We start from the raw sequence: 17570 nt of genomic DNA on the forward strand, positions 1-17570 counted from the left end.
CAAAGCTTCGCTAGCCTTCCCAAGCGGTAAGAGAGCGGGGCGCAAGATGGTGGCGCGAGTCGCGACGGTGGCGTTCGAGGGCATCGAGGCGCGCGCCGTCGACGTTCAGGTCCAGGTCGCGCCGGGCGGCGTCGCCTTCGTGCTGGTCGGGCTGCCCGACAAGGCCGTTGCCGAAAGCCGCGAGCGGGTCCGCGCCGCGCTCCTCGCCTCGGGGCTTGCGCTGCCGGCCAAGCGCGTCACCGTCAATCTCGCCCCGGCCGACCTGCCCAAGGAGGGCAGCCATTACGATCTGCCGATCGCGCTCGCTGTCATGGCTGCGATCGGAGCGATCCCCGCCGATGCCCTCTCCGGCTATGTGGTCCTCGGCGAGCTCGCGCTCGACGGCTCGACCACCCCTGTTGCGGGCGTCCTGCCGGCCGCGATCGCAGCTTATGCCAAGGGGCAGGGGCTGATCTGCCCGGCGGGGTCCGGCCCGGAGGCGGCCTGGGCGGCTGCCGATATCGACATCCTGGCGCCGCGTTCGCTGATCCAGCTCGCCAATCATTTCAAGGGCACGCAGGTCATGGCCCGGCCCGAACCGGCGGTCGCGCGCCAGGCTGGCCCTCTGCCTGACCTCGCCGACGTCAAGGGCCAGGAAAGCGCAAGGCGCGTGCTCGAGATCGCGGCGGCGGGCGGGCATAATCTCCTGATGAACGGGCCCCCCGGCGCCGGCAAGTCGATGCTGGCGAGCCGCCTGCCCTCGATCCTGCCGCCGCTCTCGCCGCGCGAGCTGCTCGAGGTCTCGATGGTCCTGTCCGTTGCCGGCAAGCTCGCCGACGGTGCCCTGACCGACCGGCGACCTTTCCGGGCTCCGCACCATTCGGCCTCGATGGCCGCGCTCGTCGGCGGTGGCTTGCAGGCCCGGCCGGGGGAAGTCTCGCTCGCCCATCACGGCGTGCTCTTCCTCGATGAACTGCCGGAATTCCAGCCGCAGGCGCTCGATGCCCTGCGCCAGCCGATGGAGACCGGCGACGTCCTGATCTCCCGCGCCAATCACCGCGTCGTCTACCCCGCGCGCTTCCAGCTCGTCGCCGCGATGAACCCGTGCCGCTGCGGCCGGGCGACCGAGCCCGGCTTCGCCTGCCGGCGCCAGCCGAACGACCGCTGCATGGCCCAATATCAGGCGCGGGTCTCCGGCCCGCTGCTCGACCGGATCGATATCGCGATCGATGTGCCCGCGGTGACGGCGGCAGACCTCATTCGCCCTGCCGCAGGCGAGAGCTCGGCGACGGTCGCGGCGCGCGTCGGAGCGGCCCGCCGGATTCAGGCGGCACGGTTCGAGAGCCTCGGTTTCTGTCACGTCATGACCAATGCCGCCTGTCCCGTGCCGGTGATCGAGGAGGTCGCGCGGCCGGACAATGCCGGGCTCGCGCTGCTGCGGGATGCGGCGGAGGCGCTGCGATTGACGGCGCGTGCCTATCACCGCGTGCTGAAGGTCGCCCGCACCCTCGCCGATCTCGATGAGGAGGCGAAGGTCGGCCGGCGTCACCTGGCCGAAGCCTTGTCCTACCGGGCGCGCGGGGAGGACCTGGTTCAGGCCGCCTGAGGTGGCAGGGTTAACCGATCCTCTCACTCGACCGATCGAATTCGCACTATTCGCAGGCGGCTTTTTCAAGGCGTGCTGCGTAGATCGAAGGGCATGGCTTCTTCGATCTGGTCATGGTTCGCCCTTGCCTTCGCGGCTTTGCTTCTCCCGGCTGCGGGTGCCGTGCTGTGGCTGCTGCGCCAGCGCGGTGACCTCCGCCGGCAGGTGGCCTCGCTCGCTCATGATGCCGAAGCTCTCAACGACCGGCTCTGGACTCTCGCCGATAGCGAGGAACGCTATCGCAGCCTGATCGAAGCCCAGGGCGACCTGATCGTTCGACGCGACGGCGCGCGGATCGTCTATGCCAACCGGGCCTACGCCGCCCTGTTCGGGGCCGGGGAGCAGGATCTGGTCGGCAGCCGGATGCTGCTGCCGCAGCTCGCCCTCCGCCCGCTCGTGCTGCTGGAAGGCGGCGCCCGCAGCTTCGACGAGTGCCTCGCGACCTATGAAGGCGAACGCTGGATCTCCTGGATCGAGACCGTCGTTCCCGGGCCCGACGGGCGTACGCTGATCCAGCGCGTCGGCCGCGACATCTCGGCGCGCATCGCCGGCGAGGATGCGCTGGTCGAGGCGCGGGCCCGCGCCGAGGCGGCGAACGAGGCGAAATCGCGCTTCCTGGCGACCGTCAGCCACGAATTCCGCACGCCGCTCAACGGCATTCTCGGTATGGCCGATCTCCTCACCGATACCGGTCCCGATGCCGAGCAGGCGACCTATGTGGCCGCGCTGCGCACCTCCGGCGAGGCCTTGCTCGCGCTGGTCGACGACATCCTCGATTTCGCCAAGGTCGAGGCCGGCAAGCTCGAACTGGTCGAGGAACCCTTCGATCCGGCCCAGCTCGTTGAGACCGTCGCGGAATTGATGGCGCCGCGCGCGCAGGCCAAGGGCATCGAGCTCGCAGCCCATATCGCGCCCGACCTCCCGGCAAGGCTTGTCGGCGACCGCGACCGGTTGCGCCAGGTCCTGCTGAACCTCGTCGGCAATGCCGTGAAGTTCACGGAAGCCGGAGGCGTGGGCTTGAGCATGGCCTGCACCGATGATCGCCTGGAGATCGCCGTCGCCGATACCGGGCCGGGCATTCCGGCCGACCGGCTCGATACCATCTTCGGTGAGTTCGAGCAGCTCGATCCGGGCATCGACGCCCGGCAGACGGGCACCGGCCTCGGCCTCGCGATCGTTCGCCGCCTCGCGCGCCTGATGGGGGGTGAGGTGCGGGCGGAAAGTCGGCTTGGCGAGGGCGCGACTTTCCGTGTCACCCTGCCACTGGTCGCGGCAATCGATGCGCCGGAGGCGCGGATTCCACACTGGCCGGGGCAGCATGTCCTGCTGGTCTCGCCGGCTCCCTTCGCCGCGCGCTTCCTGGCCGAGACGATCCGGACGACCGGAGCGTCGATCTCCATCGCCGGCACGGCCGAGGCTGCGCGGGTGAAGCTTGCCGGGGATATCCCGGTCACGGCGGTGCTGGTCGACCATGCGCTCGGCGATGAGCCGGCCAAGCAGCTCGCGGCGGCGGTTGCGGCGGCCGGCATTCGCGATTGCCTGATCCTGCTCTCGCCCCATGCGCGTCGGCAGTTCGGGTCGCCGCAGGCGGCGGGCTTCTCCGGCTTCCTGATCAAGCCGGTGCGGACACGCTCCCTCTATGAGCGCCTGGGCCACGGGCTTCCGCCCGGGGCGGCCGCGATCGGCGAGGCTCCGGCGCCGGCGTCTATGCCCGCGCGCCAGCCGGGCACGGGGCTGACGGTGCTGGTCGCCGAAGACAACGAGATCAATGCCCTGCTTGCGACGCGCACGTTGGAGCGTTTCGGCTGCACGGCCATCTGGGCGCGTGACGGGGGCGAGGCGTTGAAGCGGGTCGAGGCCAGCTTTGCCGGCACGGCGCCGCCATTGGCGCTTGCCTTGCTCGATGTCCGGATGCCGGTGATGACCGGGCTCGATTGCGCCCGTGCGATCCGCGCCCTGGAAAGACGGCTCGGCCGTGCCGCGACGCTGCCGCTGGTGGCGGTCACGGCCAATGTCTCGGCGGCCGACCGGGCCGCGGCCTTTGCCGCCGGGATGGATGATTGCCTGGCGAAACCACTGGAGCGCGAGGCCCTGCTGCGCTGGCTGGAGCGCCTGTCGCAGAACGCGGCCGGCAGCCTGACGGCTTGACGACCGTCATGGCTCCGACGCAGTTTCGTCGCGAAGTTGTAAGATCAGCGGAGCAAGCCTACCTCATGCCGGTAGCGGCAGGAGATGAGAGAAGCGATGGCATTGCACGTTTCTGGAAGCAAGAACGCGCTGCCCAGCCGATTTTCAGCCGGCAATCCGTTCTCGCGCTTCGCCCCGTTGATATTGATGAAGGGTGGAGCCATGCGCCGGTCAGGCGCCGAGATCGATGAAACGCCGCTATCGGGCACGTTGGGCCGGATCGGCTCGCTCGAAGTGCGGCTGGCCCGTGGCCCGCGCGAGATCTGGCGGGCGCAGCGCCTGCGCTATCGCGTCTTCTATCAGGAGATGTCGGCCAAGCCCGATGTCGTCTCCCGCATGTTCCGCCGTGATGCCGATCGCTTCGACAAGGCCTGCGACCATCTTCTCGTCATCGATCATGCTGTGCGCGGCCGCTTCGGCGGCATCAAGCCCAAGGTGGTCGGCACCTACCGTTTGATGCGCCAGAGCGCGGCCGAGCGGCTTGGCGGATTCTATACGCAAGGCGAATTCGATCTCGGCCCGATGCTGGCGCGCCATCCCGGCCAGCGCTTCCTCGAGCTCGGCCGCTCCTGCGTCCTGAAGCCCTATCGTACCAAGCGGACGGTGGAGCTGCTCTGGTCCGGTATCTGGGCCTATCTCCAGCATCACCGCATCGACGCGATGTTCGGCTGCGCCTCCTTCGACGGCACCGATCCCGATGCGCTGGCGCTGCCCTTGAGCTTTCTGCATCATCAGGCCCGCTCGGAAGGCGACTGGGCCGCGATCGCGCATGCCGAGCATTTCGTCGGCATGGATCGCCTGCCGCCGGAGATGGTCGACGCCAAGCTCGCCCTCAAGCAGCTGCCGCCCCTGATCAAAGGCTATCTGCGCATCGGCGCGCGCTTCGGCACCGGCGCCGTCATCGACCACCAGTTCGGCACGACCGACGTGCTCGTCGTGCTGCCGGTCTCGGCCATCGACAAGCGTTATGCCGACTATTACGGCGGTGAGACGCCGCGCCGCGCTGCCTGACTATTCGCCGGCTTCGGCGAGGGCGCGCAGCGCTTCGCGATAGGTCGGGTAGCGGAAGGCATAGCCCAGTTCCCGCTTCACCAGCGCATTCGAGACGCGCTTGCTCTCGCCATAGAAGCTCGCCGCCATCGGCGAGAGTTTTGCCTGCTCGAACGGGATTTCGGGCGGTGGCTCAAGGCCTGTCAGCTCGGCCGCGAAGGTGATGACGTCCTGCGGCGGGCCGGGCTCGTCGTCGGTGACGTTGTAGATCGCGCCCTGGCGCGGCTGCGCCAGCGAGGTCATCAGCACCCCGGCGATGTCGTCGACATGGATGCGGTTGAACACCTGCCCCGGCTTGATCAAGCGCGTCGCCTTGCCCTCGCGCAGCTTGACGATGGCGTTGCGGCCCGGCCCGTAGATTCCCGACAGGCGGAAGATCTGCACCGGCTTGCCGCTGTCGCGTCCGAGCTGCAGCCAGGCCTCCTCGATCGCGACGCGCTGGCGGGTACGGGCATTGGTCGGCGCCGGCGGCGTGGCTTCGTCGATCCATTCGCCGCCCTGGTCGCCATAGACGCCGATCGTCGAGAGATAGCCGATCCAGCCTAGTTTTGGCGCTGCGGCGAGAATTGCGCGCAAGGGGCCGAGCGCCGGGTCGCCATCCTCCGCCGGCTGCACCGAGACCAGCACCGCATCGGCCTCCGCCACCGCCTTGGCGAGCGCCGACGAGACCGCGAAGCCGCCAAAGACCAGCGTCCGGATGCCCTCGCGGCTGAGCTCGGCCGCCCTCTCGGCGGAGCGGACAGTGCCCGTCACCTCCCAGCCCCGCGCCAGCGCGGCGCGCGCGAAGAACCCGGCGGAATAGCCGAGGCCGAGGATCAGGATATTCATGCGGCGTTTTCCGTCCGGGGCGTGAGCGCGAGCCATTCGGCGCGCACCTGCGGGTCAGTTTCGTTGTCGAGCCCTGCTGTGGCGAGCCCTGTGGCGCGCGCGACATCGAGCCGTCCCAGCGCCCAGACAGCCATGGCGCGGACGAGCGGTGAGGGATCGGCGAGATGGGGCAGGGCGCTCTCGATCAGCTCAGGCCGGCCACTGTTGCCGATCGCGATCAGCACATTCCGCAGGAAGCGGTCACGCCCGGTACGCTTCACCGGCGTGCCCGCGAAGAGCGTGCGGAAGGCGGGATCGTCGAGGCGGGCAAGCGCGGCGAGGTCGAGCCCGTCGAGCTCGTCCTTGAGCGCGAGCCGCGTTTCCTGCGCCGCCGCGGCGAACTTGTTCCAGGGGCAGACGGCGAGGCAGTCGTCGCAGCCGAAGACGCGATTGCCGATGCCGGGCCGCAAGGCGGCGTCGATATGGCCTGCATGTTCGATGGTGAGATAGGCGATGCAGCGGCGGGCGTCGAGCTGGTAGGGCGCCGGAAAGGCATCGGTCGGGCAGATGTCGAGGCAGCGCCGGCAGGAGCCGCAATGGTCGCGTTCGGCCGGATCGGCCGGCAGTTCGGCGGTGGTGTAGATCGCGCCTAGCAGGAGCCAGGAACCATGCTCGCGCGAGACCAGCACGGTGTGCTTGCCCTGCCAGCCGAGCCCTGCCGCCTGCGCCAGCGGCTTTTCCATGACCGGGGCTGTATCGACGAAGACCTTGACGTCGGCGCCGCCGCGCGCGGCGAGCAGGCCGGCGACGCTCTTCAGCTTGCCCTTGATGACGTCGTGATAGTCGCGCCGTCTCGCATAGAGCGAGATCGCCGCCTTGTCGGTTTGCGCGAGCATGGCGAGCGGATCGCCTTCGCCGGCATAGTTCATGCCGAGCATCACGACGGAGCGAACCTCGCTCCAGAGTTCGCGCGGATCGGCGCGCTGCGCCTGGCGCTCCGCCATCCAGCCCATCTCGCCCTGGTAACCTTTGGCGAGCCAGGCTTCGAGCCGGCCCGGCGCCTGCGGGATCGCATCGGCCCCGGCGACGCGCATCACCGCGAAGCCTTCGTCGCGCGCGCGCTCGGCGACGGCGCGCTTGAGCTTCTCTGCGTTCAAAAATCCAGATTGTCGTAATGGGCGCTCGGAGCCATGCCGGGTATGCGGTCGCTCAGCAGCGGCCGGAAGCTCGGTCTCGACTTGATCCTCGCATACCATGCGCGAGCCGCCTCATCCTCTTCCCAGGGCACGTCGCCGAGATAGTCGACGCAGGACAGATGCGCCGCTGCCGCGAGATCGGCATAGCTCATCTGGGCGCCCGCGAGCCAGTTCCTCTTGGCCAGCAGCCAGGAGATATAGCGCAGATGATAGCGCACATTGGCGCGCGCCGCGCGGATCGTGCTCATATCGGGCGAGCCGCCGCCATCGTCGCGGCTCATGAAGCGCTTCATCACCTTTTCCAGCACGAGCGGGCCGGTGATTTCCTCGTGGAACTTGAGGTTGAACCAGTCGAGCAGGCGGCGCACCTCGATGCGCTCGCCCGGCCCTTCAGGCAGCAGGCGGCGGTCGCCCAGCGCCAGGCCCCGCGTCTCGTCGAGATATTCCGCGATCGGCCCGGCGCCGGGAACGGTGAGGCCATTCTGCTCCTGGAAGACGGGCGTCGTGCCCGCGGTATTGAGCTCGATGAACTCCCGTCGGCGCTCCCAGACGCGTTCCTCGACCAGCTCGGCCTCCATGCCGAACTCGCTGAGCGCGAGGCGGATGAAACGCGAATGCGGGCATAGCGGGTAATGATACAGGGTCGCCATGGCACTCATGAGCACTGTGAAGCAGGTGAAATGCGACGGAAGCAGGGCCGCCGGGCTTGCAGCGACCCGATAGGCGACGGCGGCTTGCTATAATCACGCCGGAAAACCGCCACAACCCGCGGCGATGCCGAAGCCCGCAATTTGCCGGTGCTGCTTCGCGAAGTGGTAACCAATTTGCAAAGAGCTGGGCGTAAGCCGGCGGAAGGCTGGTGCAGACGAACGTCCGTGCCGCCTGATTCGCGCGAGGAAAGCCTTCCATGCACAACCTGATCGAAGCCTTCGTTCTCGGCATCGTCGAGGGCCTGACCGAGTTCCTGCCGGTCTCCTCGACCGGGCATCTGCTCCTGATCGGCCATTTCCTCGGCTTCGAATCCAACGGCAAGACCTTCGAGGTTCTGGTCCAGCTCGGCGCGATCCTGGCGATCACGCTGGTCTATTTCCGCCGCCTGCTCGATATCGCCTTGCGCATTCCCAGCGACCCCTCGGCCCGCCGCTTCGTCATCGGCGTGCTCATCGCCTTCCTGCCGGCGGCGGTGATCGGTGCATTGCTGCACGGCTTCATCAAGGGAGTGCTGTTCAACCCCTTCATCGTCTGCTGCACGCTGATCGCCGGCGGCCTGATCCTGCTCGTCGTCGACGAGTTGGAATTGCAGGAGAAGCACACCGACGCCACCACCTTCCCGCTGCCGATGTATTTCAAGATCGGCCTGATCCAGTGCCTGGCGATGGTGCCCGGCGTCTCGCGCTCGGGCTCGACCATCGTCGGTGCGATGCTGCTCGGCGCCAGCAAGCGCGCGGCGGCCGAGTTTTCCTTCTTCCTGGCGATGCCGACCATGGCCGGCGCCTTCGCCTATGACCTGCTCAAGAGCTACAAGTTCCTGACCTTCGACGACGGCGTCATGATCGGCGTCGGCTTCGTCGCCGCCTTCATCTCGGCGCTGGTCGTGGTGCGCAGCTTCCTCGATTTCGTCTCGAAGCGCGGCTTCGCGCCCTTCGCCTGGTGGCGGATCATCGTCGGCATGGTCGGCCTCGCCGGCCTCTGGATCGTCGGATGAGACCTGTCGTTTAAGCCGGCCGCGCCGGGTCGTTGAGCGAATCCGCCAGCGTCGGCGTCCGGCTCGCCGCAAATTGCGGCAGCGAGGCCGTCTGCCGCTCGATCATGCGGTGGACCACCGGCGGGTTCGGGCCGCTATGCAGCGCGCGGACCTGCTCGCCGATCTCGGCATCGGCCTGGGTGACGCGCTGGTTCTGCCGGACATATTCGACCCAGGTCGGGCTGTCATAGCGCTCGATCCACAGCGTCGGATCGGTCAGGTCGCGCAGCAGGGTCCAGTGCCTTGCACCGTCGCGGCGCCGGATGCGCCGGCGCTCCGCCATCGTGGTCAGGAAGGCGACGACGTCCTCGGGCTTGATGATGTATTCGATGGTGACGATGACCGGGCCGGAGCGCGGCTCGATATCGACCGCGACCTTGGGCTCGCGCCAGCGGCTGAGCGGGTCGAGATTGAGCTCCTCGAGCGGCGGCAGCCGGTAGCGCAGGCCGAGCGCCGCTCCGATCAGAAGGGTGGCCGCCGACATCAGCAGGGCCTTCTCGACGCCGAAATGCAGCGCCGAGCGGCCCCAGGCCCAGCTGCCCATCGCCATCCCGCCGAAGGTCGCCATCTGGTACATCGCCAGCGCCCGGCCGACGACCCAGCGCGGCGCCGAGAGCTGCACCGTGGCGTTGAAGGTCGAGAGCGCCAGAACCCAGCACGCGCCGCAGACGCACAGGCCCGCCATCGCCAGCCAGATCGTCTTGCTGAAGGCGATCAGCGTGACGCCGCAGGCATAGGCGACGAAGGTCGAGCGGACGAGCGCTTCCGTGCTCATCGACCGCCGCAGGCGTGCGCTCATGAAGGCGCCGGCCACCGCGCCGGCACCGAAGGCGCCGAGCAGCACGCCATAGGTCAGCGGGCCGCCGCGCACGAGATCGCGCGCGATCAATGGCAGCAGCGCCAGACCGACGATGGCGCCGAAGCCGTAGACGAAGGCGCGCAGCGTGACGGTCCGGATATTCGGGGACATCGCGACATAGCGGATGCCGGCGCTCATCGCGATGAACAATGTCTCGCGCGGTAGCAGGCGCTCGACCTTCGGCGGTGACCAGCGCGCCAGCACGATCAAGAGCGGGATATAGCTGAAGGCGTTGATGATGAAGGCGGCCACCGCACCGGCCGCCGCAACGATCGCGCCGCCGATCGCGGGACCTACGCTGCGGGCGATGTTGAAGGCGACGCTGTTGAGCGTCACCGCGGCCGGCACGTCGCGGCGCGGGACCATGTCGCCGACCGAGGATTGCCAGGCCGGGTTGTTCAGCGCCGTCCCGCAGCCGATCAGGAAGGTGAAGGTCAGCAGCAGCCAGGGTGTGATCAGGCCGAACCAGGCGCAGACCGCGAGCCCGATCGAGACCGTCAGCATGAAGACCTGCGCGGTCAGCAGGATCTTGCGTCGGTCGTAATTGTCGGCGATGGCCCCGGCCGCCAGCGAGAACAGCATCACCGGCAAGGTCGTCGAGGCCTGGACCAGCGCCACGAGCTCGGCCGAGGGCGAGATCGAGGCCATCATCCACGACGCGCCGACCGCCTGGACCAAGCCGCCGAAATTCGAGACCAGGCTGGCGAACCAGACGGCGCGGAAGATCGGCTGCTGCAGCGGGACGAAGGGCGAGACCCGCGCCTGGGTAGGCTTGATGCCCTCCGAGGCGAGCTCGGCTTCTACGACATCGGCCGTGGGCTGGGCGTGCGGGTCGTCAGGCATGTCACAGGGTTAGAGCATGAGTGCTGGAGGGGGAAACCCTTTCCATCTGGAAGATGTCGAAACTTGGAAAGTTTTTCTCTCACGCCGCCGGAGCGGGCGCGCTCTGACGAGCCTGCCGCGGCGGGCGGGCTTTTCGAGCACGCAAGCCATGGCCGAGGGCAACCGCGAGGCCCGCGAGCACGACCCAATGCGCCGGCCGGATCGAGGCATAGTCCTGATAGGTCAGGATGTCGGCATTGGCCTGGAAGACCAGCCAGGCCGAGACCCCGGAGGTCGCCGCATACCAGCCCGCTTCCAGCCCGGCAGTGAGCAGCCCCGCGAGCAGTGACACGCCTGCGAGTACCGGCACCGAGACCGGCAGCTTCCAGCGATAGAGGCCGCGATAGAACATGAGCAGCAGGAACAGCCCGCTCATCAGCACGGGTTCGGTGACGTCGATCTTCGATTGCAGCGCGAAATGCAGCAGCGCCAGCATTGCGATGGGGTAGACGAGGTTATGCAGGCGCTGCCAGTTCTTGCCGAGCCGGCGGATCATGCCGTCGGTCGAGGTCACGCCCTGCGCGACGAGGCCGATGAGCGCGACGAAGCCGATGGTCAGGTAGAAGCGCTTGACGATCTCGGAGACGATCAGCCCCCAGTCGAAGGCCATGTCGATGCAGTAGAGCGCGAGATGGCCGAGCGCATAGGCCATCACGCCAAGGCCGAGCATACGACGGATGCCGATCAGCTTGCCCCAGTCGAACAGGCGCCGGAACGGCGAGACCGCCAGCGTGGCGATGAGGATCCTGACCGTCCAGGTCCCGATCTGGTGGATCGCCTGCGTCCAGGGCTTGGAGCCGAGCTGGTGCATCCAGGCGGCGTAGAGCAGCATGAGTGCCGGCACGAGGAGCAGCGCGAAGGCCGCAGCCCGCAGGCTGGAGAACCGGCCCTGCCGGTCGGCCCAGGGCAGCCAGGTTCGCAAGGCGGCATTCGTGGTGCGGGTGCTCATGACCCCGGCATAAACGATGGGGTCGGCTGCTGTCCTGCACGTCTGGACACAAGCGCGTGAATGGTTTGTCCTGCCGGCCCTTTCAACCGGGTTTGGCCATGGCTTCCAGCACTCCCACCGTCGTCTTCGATGTCGGCAATGTCCTGCTGCGCTGGGATGCGCGGCTGATCTATCGCGCGCTCATCCCCCAGACCGAGCGGCTCGACTGGTTCATGCAGAACATCTGCACCGGCGACTGGAATCTGGAGCAGGACCGCGGCCGCTCCTGGGAGGAGGGCGTCGCGTTGCTGGTGAAGCAGCATCCCGAATGGGAGCGCGAGATTCGCGCCTTCGACGAGAGCTGGCACGACAGCGTGCCCCATGCCATCGCCGACAGCGTCGCGGTGCTGGAGGAGCTGAAGGGGCAGGGCGAGAAGGTTTATGCCATCACCAACTTCTCGCGCGAGAAATGGGCGGAATGCCTGATCCGCTTCCCGTTCCTGCAGAGCTTCGACGGCGTCGTCGTCTCCGCCCATGAGCGGATGCTGAAGCCGGAGCGGGCGATCTACGAGGTGCTGCTCGATCGCTACGGCCTGAAGGCCGCGGACTGCATCTTCGTCGACGACAGCGAGAAGAACGTGGTGGGGGCCCGCGATATCGGCATGCGGGCCATCCATTTCGTCGAGCCCATCGACCTGCGCGCCGAACTGCGCGGTCTGGGCGTCAGGCTCTGACGGGCAGAGCCTGACTTGTGAGCGAGCAGTCGCTCAGGCCGCGCTCTTGATCGCGACGGTCGGCACCAGGCCGGCCGCGTCGACACCGCGCGCTTCGCCGACCAGCCGGGCGCCGGCCTTGGTCGCGAGGAAATCGGCGAGGACGGCGTCTTCCTGGCGCACGAAGCCCTTGGCGGGCAGCTTGCCGGCGAGGAAAAGCTCGACCATGGCGACGCAGCCGGCGGCGGTGGTGAGCTGGATCGCGCCGAGCTCGTCATTGCCGTCATAGCGCAGCACGACGCTCTCCTCCTCGAGGCGGCCGTTGCGCTCGCCGACGCCGGTCACGAAGATCACGACCACGTCCTTGCGGGTGAAGGGCGCGGAGTGCGTGAGGATGCGGCGCAGGGTCTCGCGATCGTCGGCGAGGTCGAGGTCGCGCAGCAGGAGCTTCATGATCTCGGCATGGCCGGGATAGCGCAGCGTCTTGTAGCTCATGTTACGGACCTTGCCGGCGAGCGTCTCGGTCAGCGTGCCGAGGCCGCCCGAGGTGTTGAAGGCCTCGTAGGCGACGCCGTCGATCATCACGCTCTCGATGCCTTCGAGCGCCGGCACCAGGGTCGGCTGGCCGTCGAAGACGATCTCGCAAGGGTTGCAGTATTCGTTGATCAGGCCGTCGACCGACCAGGTCACGTTGTAGCGCAGCGCATTGGTCGGATAGAGAGGCAGCGCGCCGACGCGCATCTTGATGGCGCGGACATTCTCGAAGCGCGCGGCCATGTCGGCGCCGAGGATGCAGATGAAGCCGGGAGCCAGGCCGCATTGCGGCACCAGCGCGACATCCGAGGTCTCACCGAGTTCCTTGATGTAGGAAGTGGTGGCGACGTCCTCGGTCAGGTCGAAATAATGGGTCTTGGTCTCGGCCGCGACCTTGGCGATGCCCTTGTTCAGGAAGTACGGGCAGGCGCTAACGACGATGTCGCGGTCTTTCAGGAAGACGCGAAGCGCGTCGAGATTGGAAGCATCGACGGTCTCGGTGGCGAAACGGCCGCCAGAGGCGTGCTTGAGCTGCGCGGCGGAGGCGTCGGCCAGCGTCACCTGATGGCCTTGCTCGGCCAGCATGCCGGCGATGATGACGCCGATCTGGCCGGCGCCGAGCACGGCAATGCGCTTCTGGATGGTCATGTCGCGATCTCCTGGTTGAGTGTCGGGTCGGCCAGGAGCCTTCCCCTCGATACGGAGCATCGCCGCGAGCCGTGCCGGCTTTAACGGGCGGATCGTCGGAGGAGCGCGTTATGGTGTTTCAGTTCGATGGGTAATGAACCAAGACGATGGGAAACGCCGGAAGCCGCCGGCCGCCTCGCCCTCAGCGTTCGAACTTGCGGGCTAGAATCACCGAGGATGTCGTCCGGCGCACGCCTTCCATCTCGGCGATCCAGTCGATGATCGTGTCGAGGTCGCTGGAGGTCTCGCATTCGATCTTGACGCTGAGGTCGAAATGACCGCTCAACGTGTGGCATTGCACGATTTCCGGTCGTTTTTTCAGCGCAGCGACCACGCCGCCCTGCTGTTTCATCTCCAGCTCGATCAGGATCAGGGCCGCGATCGTCGTCGCAGGCCGGCTCGCCTTGCCGAGGATCGTGGTGTAGCCGGCGATCACTCCGTCGCGTTCGAGCCGGCTGAGGCGCCCTTGCGCCGTCGCCCGGGAGACGCCGAGCTGCTTGGCGATCTCGGACAGCGGCAAGCGGGCATTCTCGGTGAGGATGCGGATAAGCTCGCGGTCCTTCGCGGCGTCTGACGGCCGTGCCATGTCGTCTCCAGGGGTTTGGCGGGCCGTCATATAGCAGGGAAATAGTGATGCCCTGCAAGGGGCCGGCGTGTTTCGCCATCCGCGAGCGTCTCAGGGACTACTGAGCGGGAATTCGCCCGAAAAGGAACATCTTGTGGTCCGAAGCATTGTTCGCGCGCCGGAGGGGACTTGCTTCGGGGCGCAAATCGGAGTGGCATGCCGACCGGCGGCAGCACGCTTTGCCATGGAGAACGCCATGTTCAGGACTCTCATTCTCGCATCCGCATCGGCCTTCGCGCTCGTTTCCTTCTCCGTGGCGCCCGCCTCGGCGCTGACCATGAAGGAATGCAGCGTCAAGTATCAGGACGCCAAGAAGGCCAATACGCTGAAGGGCCAGAAGTGGAACGACTTCCGCAAGGCCCAGTGCGGCGACGACGACGCCGCTGACGACGAGGCAGCCGCTGCCATGCCGGCCGAGCCGGCGAAGCCTGCCGCTTCCGCCATGCCGGCCGGGTCGGCTGCCAAGCCCGCGGCGATGCCGGCGGGCAAGGCCAAGGCCGCGATCTTCCCGAAGGCGGTTTCGCAGAAATATTCGAGCGAGACCGCTGGCAAGGCGCGTCTCAAGACCTGCGTCGATCAGTACAATGCCAACAAGGCTGCCAATGCCAATGGCGATCTCAAGTGGATCGAGAAGGGCGGCGGCTACTGGAGCCAGTGCAACACCAAGCTGAAGGGCTGATCCTCGGCAGGGTATCTGTTTCGGGAACGCCGCGCCGGAAGGCGCGGCGTTTCGCGTTTCTAAAGCGACTGGGAGGGGCGCGATCCCGGCTCGGCCGGCCGGCTCGGCGCCGGATTGCCGGGCCTCTGCCCCTTGCCGATCATCTCGCCGCGGGTGCGGATGACATGGGCGGTCACCACCTCCTGGACCCGCTTTTCCGCGGCCTCGCGCACGGCATTGCGATTGGTCGGCCGGCCGTCCTCGGTTTCGATGATCTCGATCGTGGCATGGGTCAGGGCGTCGACATCGCCCTTGCAGAACAGCATGGCGGCCTTGGCGACGACCTCTGCCTTCTCGTCCGTGAGCAGCATCGGCGCGCCCTCGCGGCCGATGCAGGCCAGCATCTTGCTGCGGATCAGGTCGCGGGTCTTCTCCAGCAAGGCCTTCTTCTCGGCCCGCGCCGCGCGCTCCTGTTCTGTCGGCTGGGGTGTTTGCGCCTGGGCGGGCGCGCCGGGCGAGACCGGGCCGCGCACATTGGTGCTCTGCTTTACGCATTCGACCAACGCCGGCAGCATCTCGCCGGTCGAGGTCAGCGCGAAGGTATAGCGCGCGTCATTGGCCACCAGCTCGAGATAGCGCCCCTGCCGGAAGGCATTGATCAGGGTGGACTGCGCCGGCATGGCGATCGTGACGAGCGTCGGCGACTTGATGTTGGCGGTCACCTCGATGGTCGAGCTGCGGTCAAAGACGAGCCGTAGCTTCAGCGTCTCGCCGGTTCTCAGCTTCCATTCGGGCTTCGAGAAGCCGAGCAGCCAGGAGAATTGCGCGGTCACCGAGGTCAGCATGGTGACGCCGCTCTTGTAGCGGGCGCTGACGGCGCAATGCGAGAAGGCGCCGCTCTGGTCGTTGGTGAAGGTGCCGCCCGACCAGTTGCCGACGACGATCTTGCCGAAAGGGCCTGCGGCAGCGGCCGGCAGCGACAGAAGGCAGCTCAGGGCGACGATCGCGGCCCGCATCAAGTTTCCTCCGTTGATATCCCGCCACAAGGCTAGAGCAGGATGGCAGCCGGGGGAAACCCGCTTTTTTCAGGCCGCTTCACGCCGGAGCGGTCGCAGCAGCATCGCCAGAAGGTCGCTCTGGCTGACGAGCCCGACCAGACGCTCGTCGTCATCCACGACGATGACGGCGTGATGGCTGCCATCGGTGAGGGCGGCGATGAGATCGACGGCCGGCTCGTCAGGGCGCGCGATCACGGCAGGGGACATCACGTCGCGAACGCGCAGGCCGGGATGGGTGAGTTCGCGCAGGCCGACCGTGCCGAGCAGCCGGTTCTCGCGATCGACGACGGGCAGGGTGCGGATGGCATGGTCCAGCAGCAAACGGCGGGCGGTCTCGATATCGTCGTGCTGGTCGACGCGGACGAGATCGCGGGACATGATGTCGGCGCAGCGCGGCAGCTCGCGCTTGCGCGCCAGCGCGTGGAGTTCGACGCGCCGGAGCAGCCGGTCGAGATCCTCGCGGTCGATGTCGAAGGCCTCTCCGACATCGCTCAGCGCGGCGTCGATATCGTCCTCGTTGAAGCCGACGCGCTGGCCGGAGGGCGGGTCCTTCGTGCCGTGGGTGTTCGCCGGTGCTGGTGGGCGATGCGGATAGCTGTGGCTGGAGAAGCGGTGGAACGCCACGCCGAGCAGGGTCAGCACGAGCGCGTTGAGCCCGACCGGGACGAAGGCGAAGCCGAGCCCGTAGGTCGCGACGGCGGGGCCGCCGAGCGCAGCGGTCAGCGCCGCCGCTCCACCCGGCGGATGCAGGCAGCGCAAAAGCGACATTGCTGCGATCGCGAGCGCCACCGCACAGCCGGCCGCCACCGCCGGCTCCGGCACATAGCGGCTGACGAGGAGGCCGATCAGGGCTGAGACGGTGTTGCCGCCGACGATCGGCCAGGGCTGCGCCAGCGGACTCGACGGGATCGCGAAGAGCAGCAGAGCTGACGCACCCATCGGTGCCACGAGAAGCGGCAGATGCGGGTCATTGCCGAGCAGCAGGCCGCAGATCAGCCCGGTCGCGCCGACGCAGACGAGCGCGCCGACGCAGGAGACCAGCCGGTCGCGCCAGGTTGCACCGGCCAGGATCGGCACGAAGAACCGGAAATGCGAGCGCCGGCTCGCGTGCGAAGGAGGGGAAGCGGAACTCATGACGGCCGATTGGGCTGCTCAAATATAGTGCAGGCTCAATAGGCGGATCGCGATTGTCTGGGCAATGTCAATCTGCCGTCAGATTGGCTGTTTTCATGCAAAAGGCAGAAACGTCTTTTCAAGCCGCGCGATTGGGGAATTTCGATCTAGCGAGGACCGCCCGGCCGCGTTGGCCGGGCGGTCGGTCATCATCAATCGACGACGCGCACCGCGCCCTTGGCCGCGCTCGTCGTCGTCGCGGCATAGGCCTTCAGCGCAGTGGTGACCTTGCGCTTGCGCGGCGCAGCCGGCTTCCAGGCATCCTTGCCCTTGGCCTCCATCGCCGCACGACGACGCGCCAGTTCCTCATCGGAAACTTGGAGCGAGATGCTGCGATTGGGGATGTCGATCGCGATGATGTCGCCGCTCTCGACCAGGCCGATCGCGCCGCCTTCTGCCGCTTCCGGCGAGACATGGCCGATCGAGAGGCCGGACGAGCCACCCGAGAAGCGTCCGTCTGTGATCAGTGCGCAGGCCTTTCCGAGGCCCTTCGATTTCAGATAGCTCGTCGGATAGAGCATTTCCTGCATGCCCGGCCCGCCGCGCGGCCCCTCGTAGCGGATCAGCACGATATCGCCTTCCTTGACCTTGCGGTTGAGGATGCCTTCGACCGCCGCGTCCTGGCTCTCGAAGATCACGGCCGGCCCGGAGAACTTGAGGATCGAGGCATCGACACCCGCCGTCTTCACGATGCAGCCGTCGAGCGCGATATTGCCGAACAGCACCGCGAGGCCGCCATCCTTCGAATAGGCATGCTCCGCGCTGCGGATCACGCCTTTCTCGCGGTCGGCGTCGAGCTCGGCGAAGCGACGATCCTGGCTGAAGGCGGTCTGCGTCGGCACGCC

The 17570-nt window shown here is 67.5% G+C and carries 16 protein-coding genes (1 of these 16 cut by a window edge); 6 read left to right on the forward strand and 10 right to left on the reverse strand.

The genetic code is table 11. The annotated features are described in order from the left end of the window. Positions 1-46 precede the first annotated feature (46 nt). The 3 genes from FHT98_RS14360 (at position 47) to olsB (ending at position 4822) form a co-directional block, all read left to right on the forward strand. Positions 47-1585: a YifB family Mg chelatase-like AAA ATPase gene (locus FHT98_RS14360; protein ID WP_142114442.1), complete on the forward strand. Its 1539-nt coding sequence runs from the start codon at positions 47-49 to the stop codon at positions 1583-1585. A gap of 93 nt (positions 1586-1678) precedes the next feature. Further along, entirely contained in the window at positions 1679-3772 is a 2094-nt protein-coding gene (locus FHT98_RS14365; protein WP_142114443.1) for an ATP-binding protein, read from the forward strand. Positions 3773-3868: 96 nt separating this feature from the next. Next, positions 3869-4822 (forward strand): l-ornithine N(alpha)-acyltransferase, encoded by a 954-nt coding sequence (olsB, locus tag FHT98_RS14370; RefSeq protein ID WP_185745168.1) that lies wholly within the window; start codon positions 3869-3871, stop codon positions 4820-4822. Here olsB and FHT98_RS14375 read toward each other — a convergent pair whose 3' ends face one another. From FHT98_RS14375 to FHT98_RS14385, 3 genes are read right to left on the reverse strand one after another with little or no spacing between them, the layout of a single operon-like run. Then, positions 4823-5689 carry an SDR family oxidoreductase gene (locus FHT98_RS14375; RefSeq protein WP_142114445.1) on the reverse strand — a complete coding sequence of 289 codons (867 nt, stop codon included), beginning with the start codon at positions 5687-5689 and terminating at the stop codon, positions 4823-4825. After that, entirely contained in the window at positions 5686-6825 is a 1140-nt protein-coding gene (gene queG, locus FHT98_RS14380) for a tRNA epoxyqueuosine(34) reductase QueG (RefSeq protein WP_349236270.1), read from the reverse strand. The genes FHT98_RS14375 and queG overlap by 4 nt, the downstream gene beginning before the upstream one ends. After that, positions 6822-7514, reverse strand: coding sequence for a glutathione S-transferase family protein (locus tag FHT98_RS14385; protein WP_061971842.1), 693 nt, complete (start codon positions 7512-7514; stop codon positions 6822-6824). The genes queG and FHT98_RS14385 overlap by 4 nt, the downstream gene beginning before the upstream one ends. A 257-nt stretch (positions 7515-7771) precedes the next feature. On the opposite strand from FHT98_RS14385, the gene FHT98_RS14390 reads away from it, so the two are divergent. Further along, positions 7772-8569, forward strand: coding sequence for an undecaprenyl-diphosphate phosphatase (locus FHT98_RS14390; RefSeq protein WP_061971844.1), 798 nt, complete (start codon positions 7772-7774; stop codon positions 8567-8569). Between the two features lie 10 nt (positions 8570-8579). Here FHT98_RS14390 and FHT98_RS14395 read toward each other — a convergent pair whose 3' ends face one another. Both FHT98_RS14395 and FHT98_RS14400 read right to left on the reverse strand, forming a co-directional pair. Then, positions 8580-10310, reverse strand: coding sequence for an MFS transporter (locus FHT98_RS14395; RefSeq protein WP_082617758.1), 1731 nt, complete (start codon positions 10308-10310; stop codon positions 8580-8582). Positions 10311-10389: 79 nt separating this feature from the next. After that, positions 10390-11298 carry a protein-methionine-sulfoxide reductase heme-binding subunit MsrQ gene (locus tag FHT98_RS14400; protein ID WP_142114447.1) on the reverse strand — a complete coding sequence of 303 codons (909 nt, stop codon included), beginning with the start codon at positions 11296-11298 and terminating at the stop codon, positions 10390-10392. Between the two features lie 98 nt (positions 11299-11396). On the opposite strand from FHT98_RS14400, the gene FHT98_RS14405 reads away from it, so the two are divergent. Further along, entirely contained in the window at positions 11397-12011 is a 615-nt protein-coding gene (locus FHT98_RS14405; RefSeq protein WP_113586283.1) for an HAD family hydrolase, read from the forward strand. Positions 12012-12044: 33 nt separating this feature from the next. On the opposite strand, the gene FHT98_RS14410 is transcribed toward FHT98_RS14405, so the two are convergent. After that, complete coding sequence (locus tag FHT98_RS14410; RefSeq protein WP_113586282.1) at positions 12045-13172, reverse strand: saccharopine dehydrogenase family protein; 1128 nt, start codon at positions 13170-13172, stop codon at positions 12045-12047. A 181-nt stretch (positions 13173-13353) separates the two neighbouring features. Beyond that, on the reverse strand, positions 13354-13797 hold the full coding sequence (locus tag FHT98_RS14415; RefSeq protein ID WP_061971852.1) for an Lrp/AsnC family transcriptional regulator: 444 nt from the start codon (positions 13795-13797) through the stop codon (positions 13354-13356). A 235-nt stretch (positions 13798-14032) separates the two neighbouring features. Between FHT98_RS14415 and FHT98_RS14420 the strand changes: the two genes are divergently transcribed. After that, positions 14033-14515 (forward strand): hypothetical protein, encoded by a 483-nt coding sequence (locus FHT98_RS14420; RefSeq protein ID WP_061971854.1) that lies wholly within the window; start codon positions 14033-14035, stop codon positions 14513-14515. Between the two features lie 59 nt (positions 14516-14574). Here the strand turns inward: FHT98_RS14420 and FHT98_RS14425 are convergent, their stop codons facing one another. From FHT98_RS14425 to ilvD, 3 genes are all read right to left on the reverse strand, one after another. After that, a complete protein-coding gene (locus tag FHT98_RS14425; protein ID WP_113586280.1) occupies positions 14575-15510 on the reverse strand; it encodes a hypothetical protein in 936 nt (311 codons plus the stop codon). A 69-nt stretch (positions 15511-15579) separates the two neighbouring features. Then, positions 15580-16686: an HPP family protein gene (locus FHT98_RS14430; RefSeq protein ID WP_142114448.1), complete on the reverse strand. Its 1107-nt coding sequence runs from the start codon at positions 16684-16686 to the stop codon at positions 15580-15582. Positions 16687-16877: 191 nt separating this feature from the next. Then, a protein-coding gene (gene ilvD / locus FHT98_RS14435) for a dihydroxy-acid dehydratase (RefSeq protein WP_142114449.1) crosses the window boundary here: on the reverse strand, positions 16878-17570 show its 3' portion. The gene runs 1149 nt beyond the window's last position; only the last 693 of its 1842 coding nucleotides appear in the window; its start codon lies off the right edge, out of view; the stop codon is at positions 16878-16880.

Origin of the sequence: Allobosea sp. AK1 (assembly GCF_006714945.1) — a bacterium.
In the GTDB taxonomy this organism is placed as follows: Bacteria; Pseudomonadota; Alphaproteobacteria; order Rhizobiales; family Beijerinckiaceae; genus Allobosea; species Allobosea robiniae.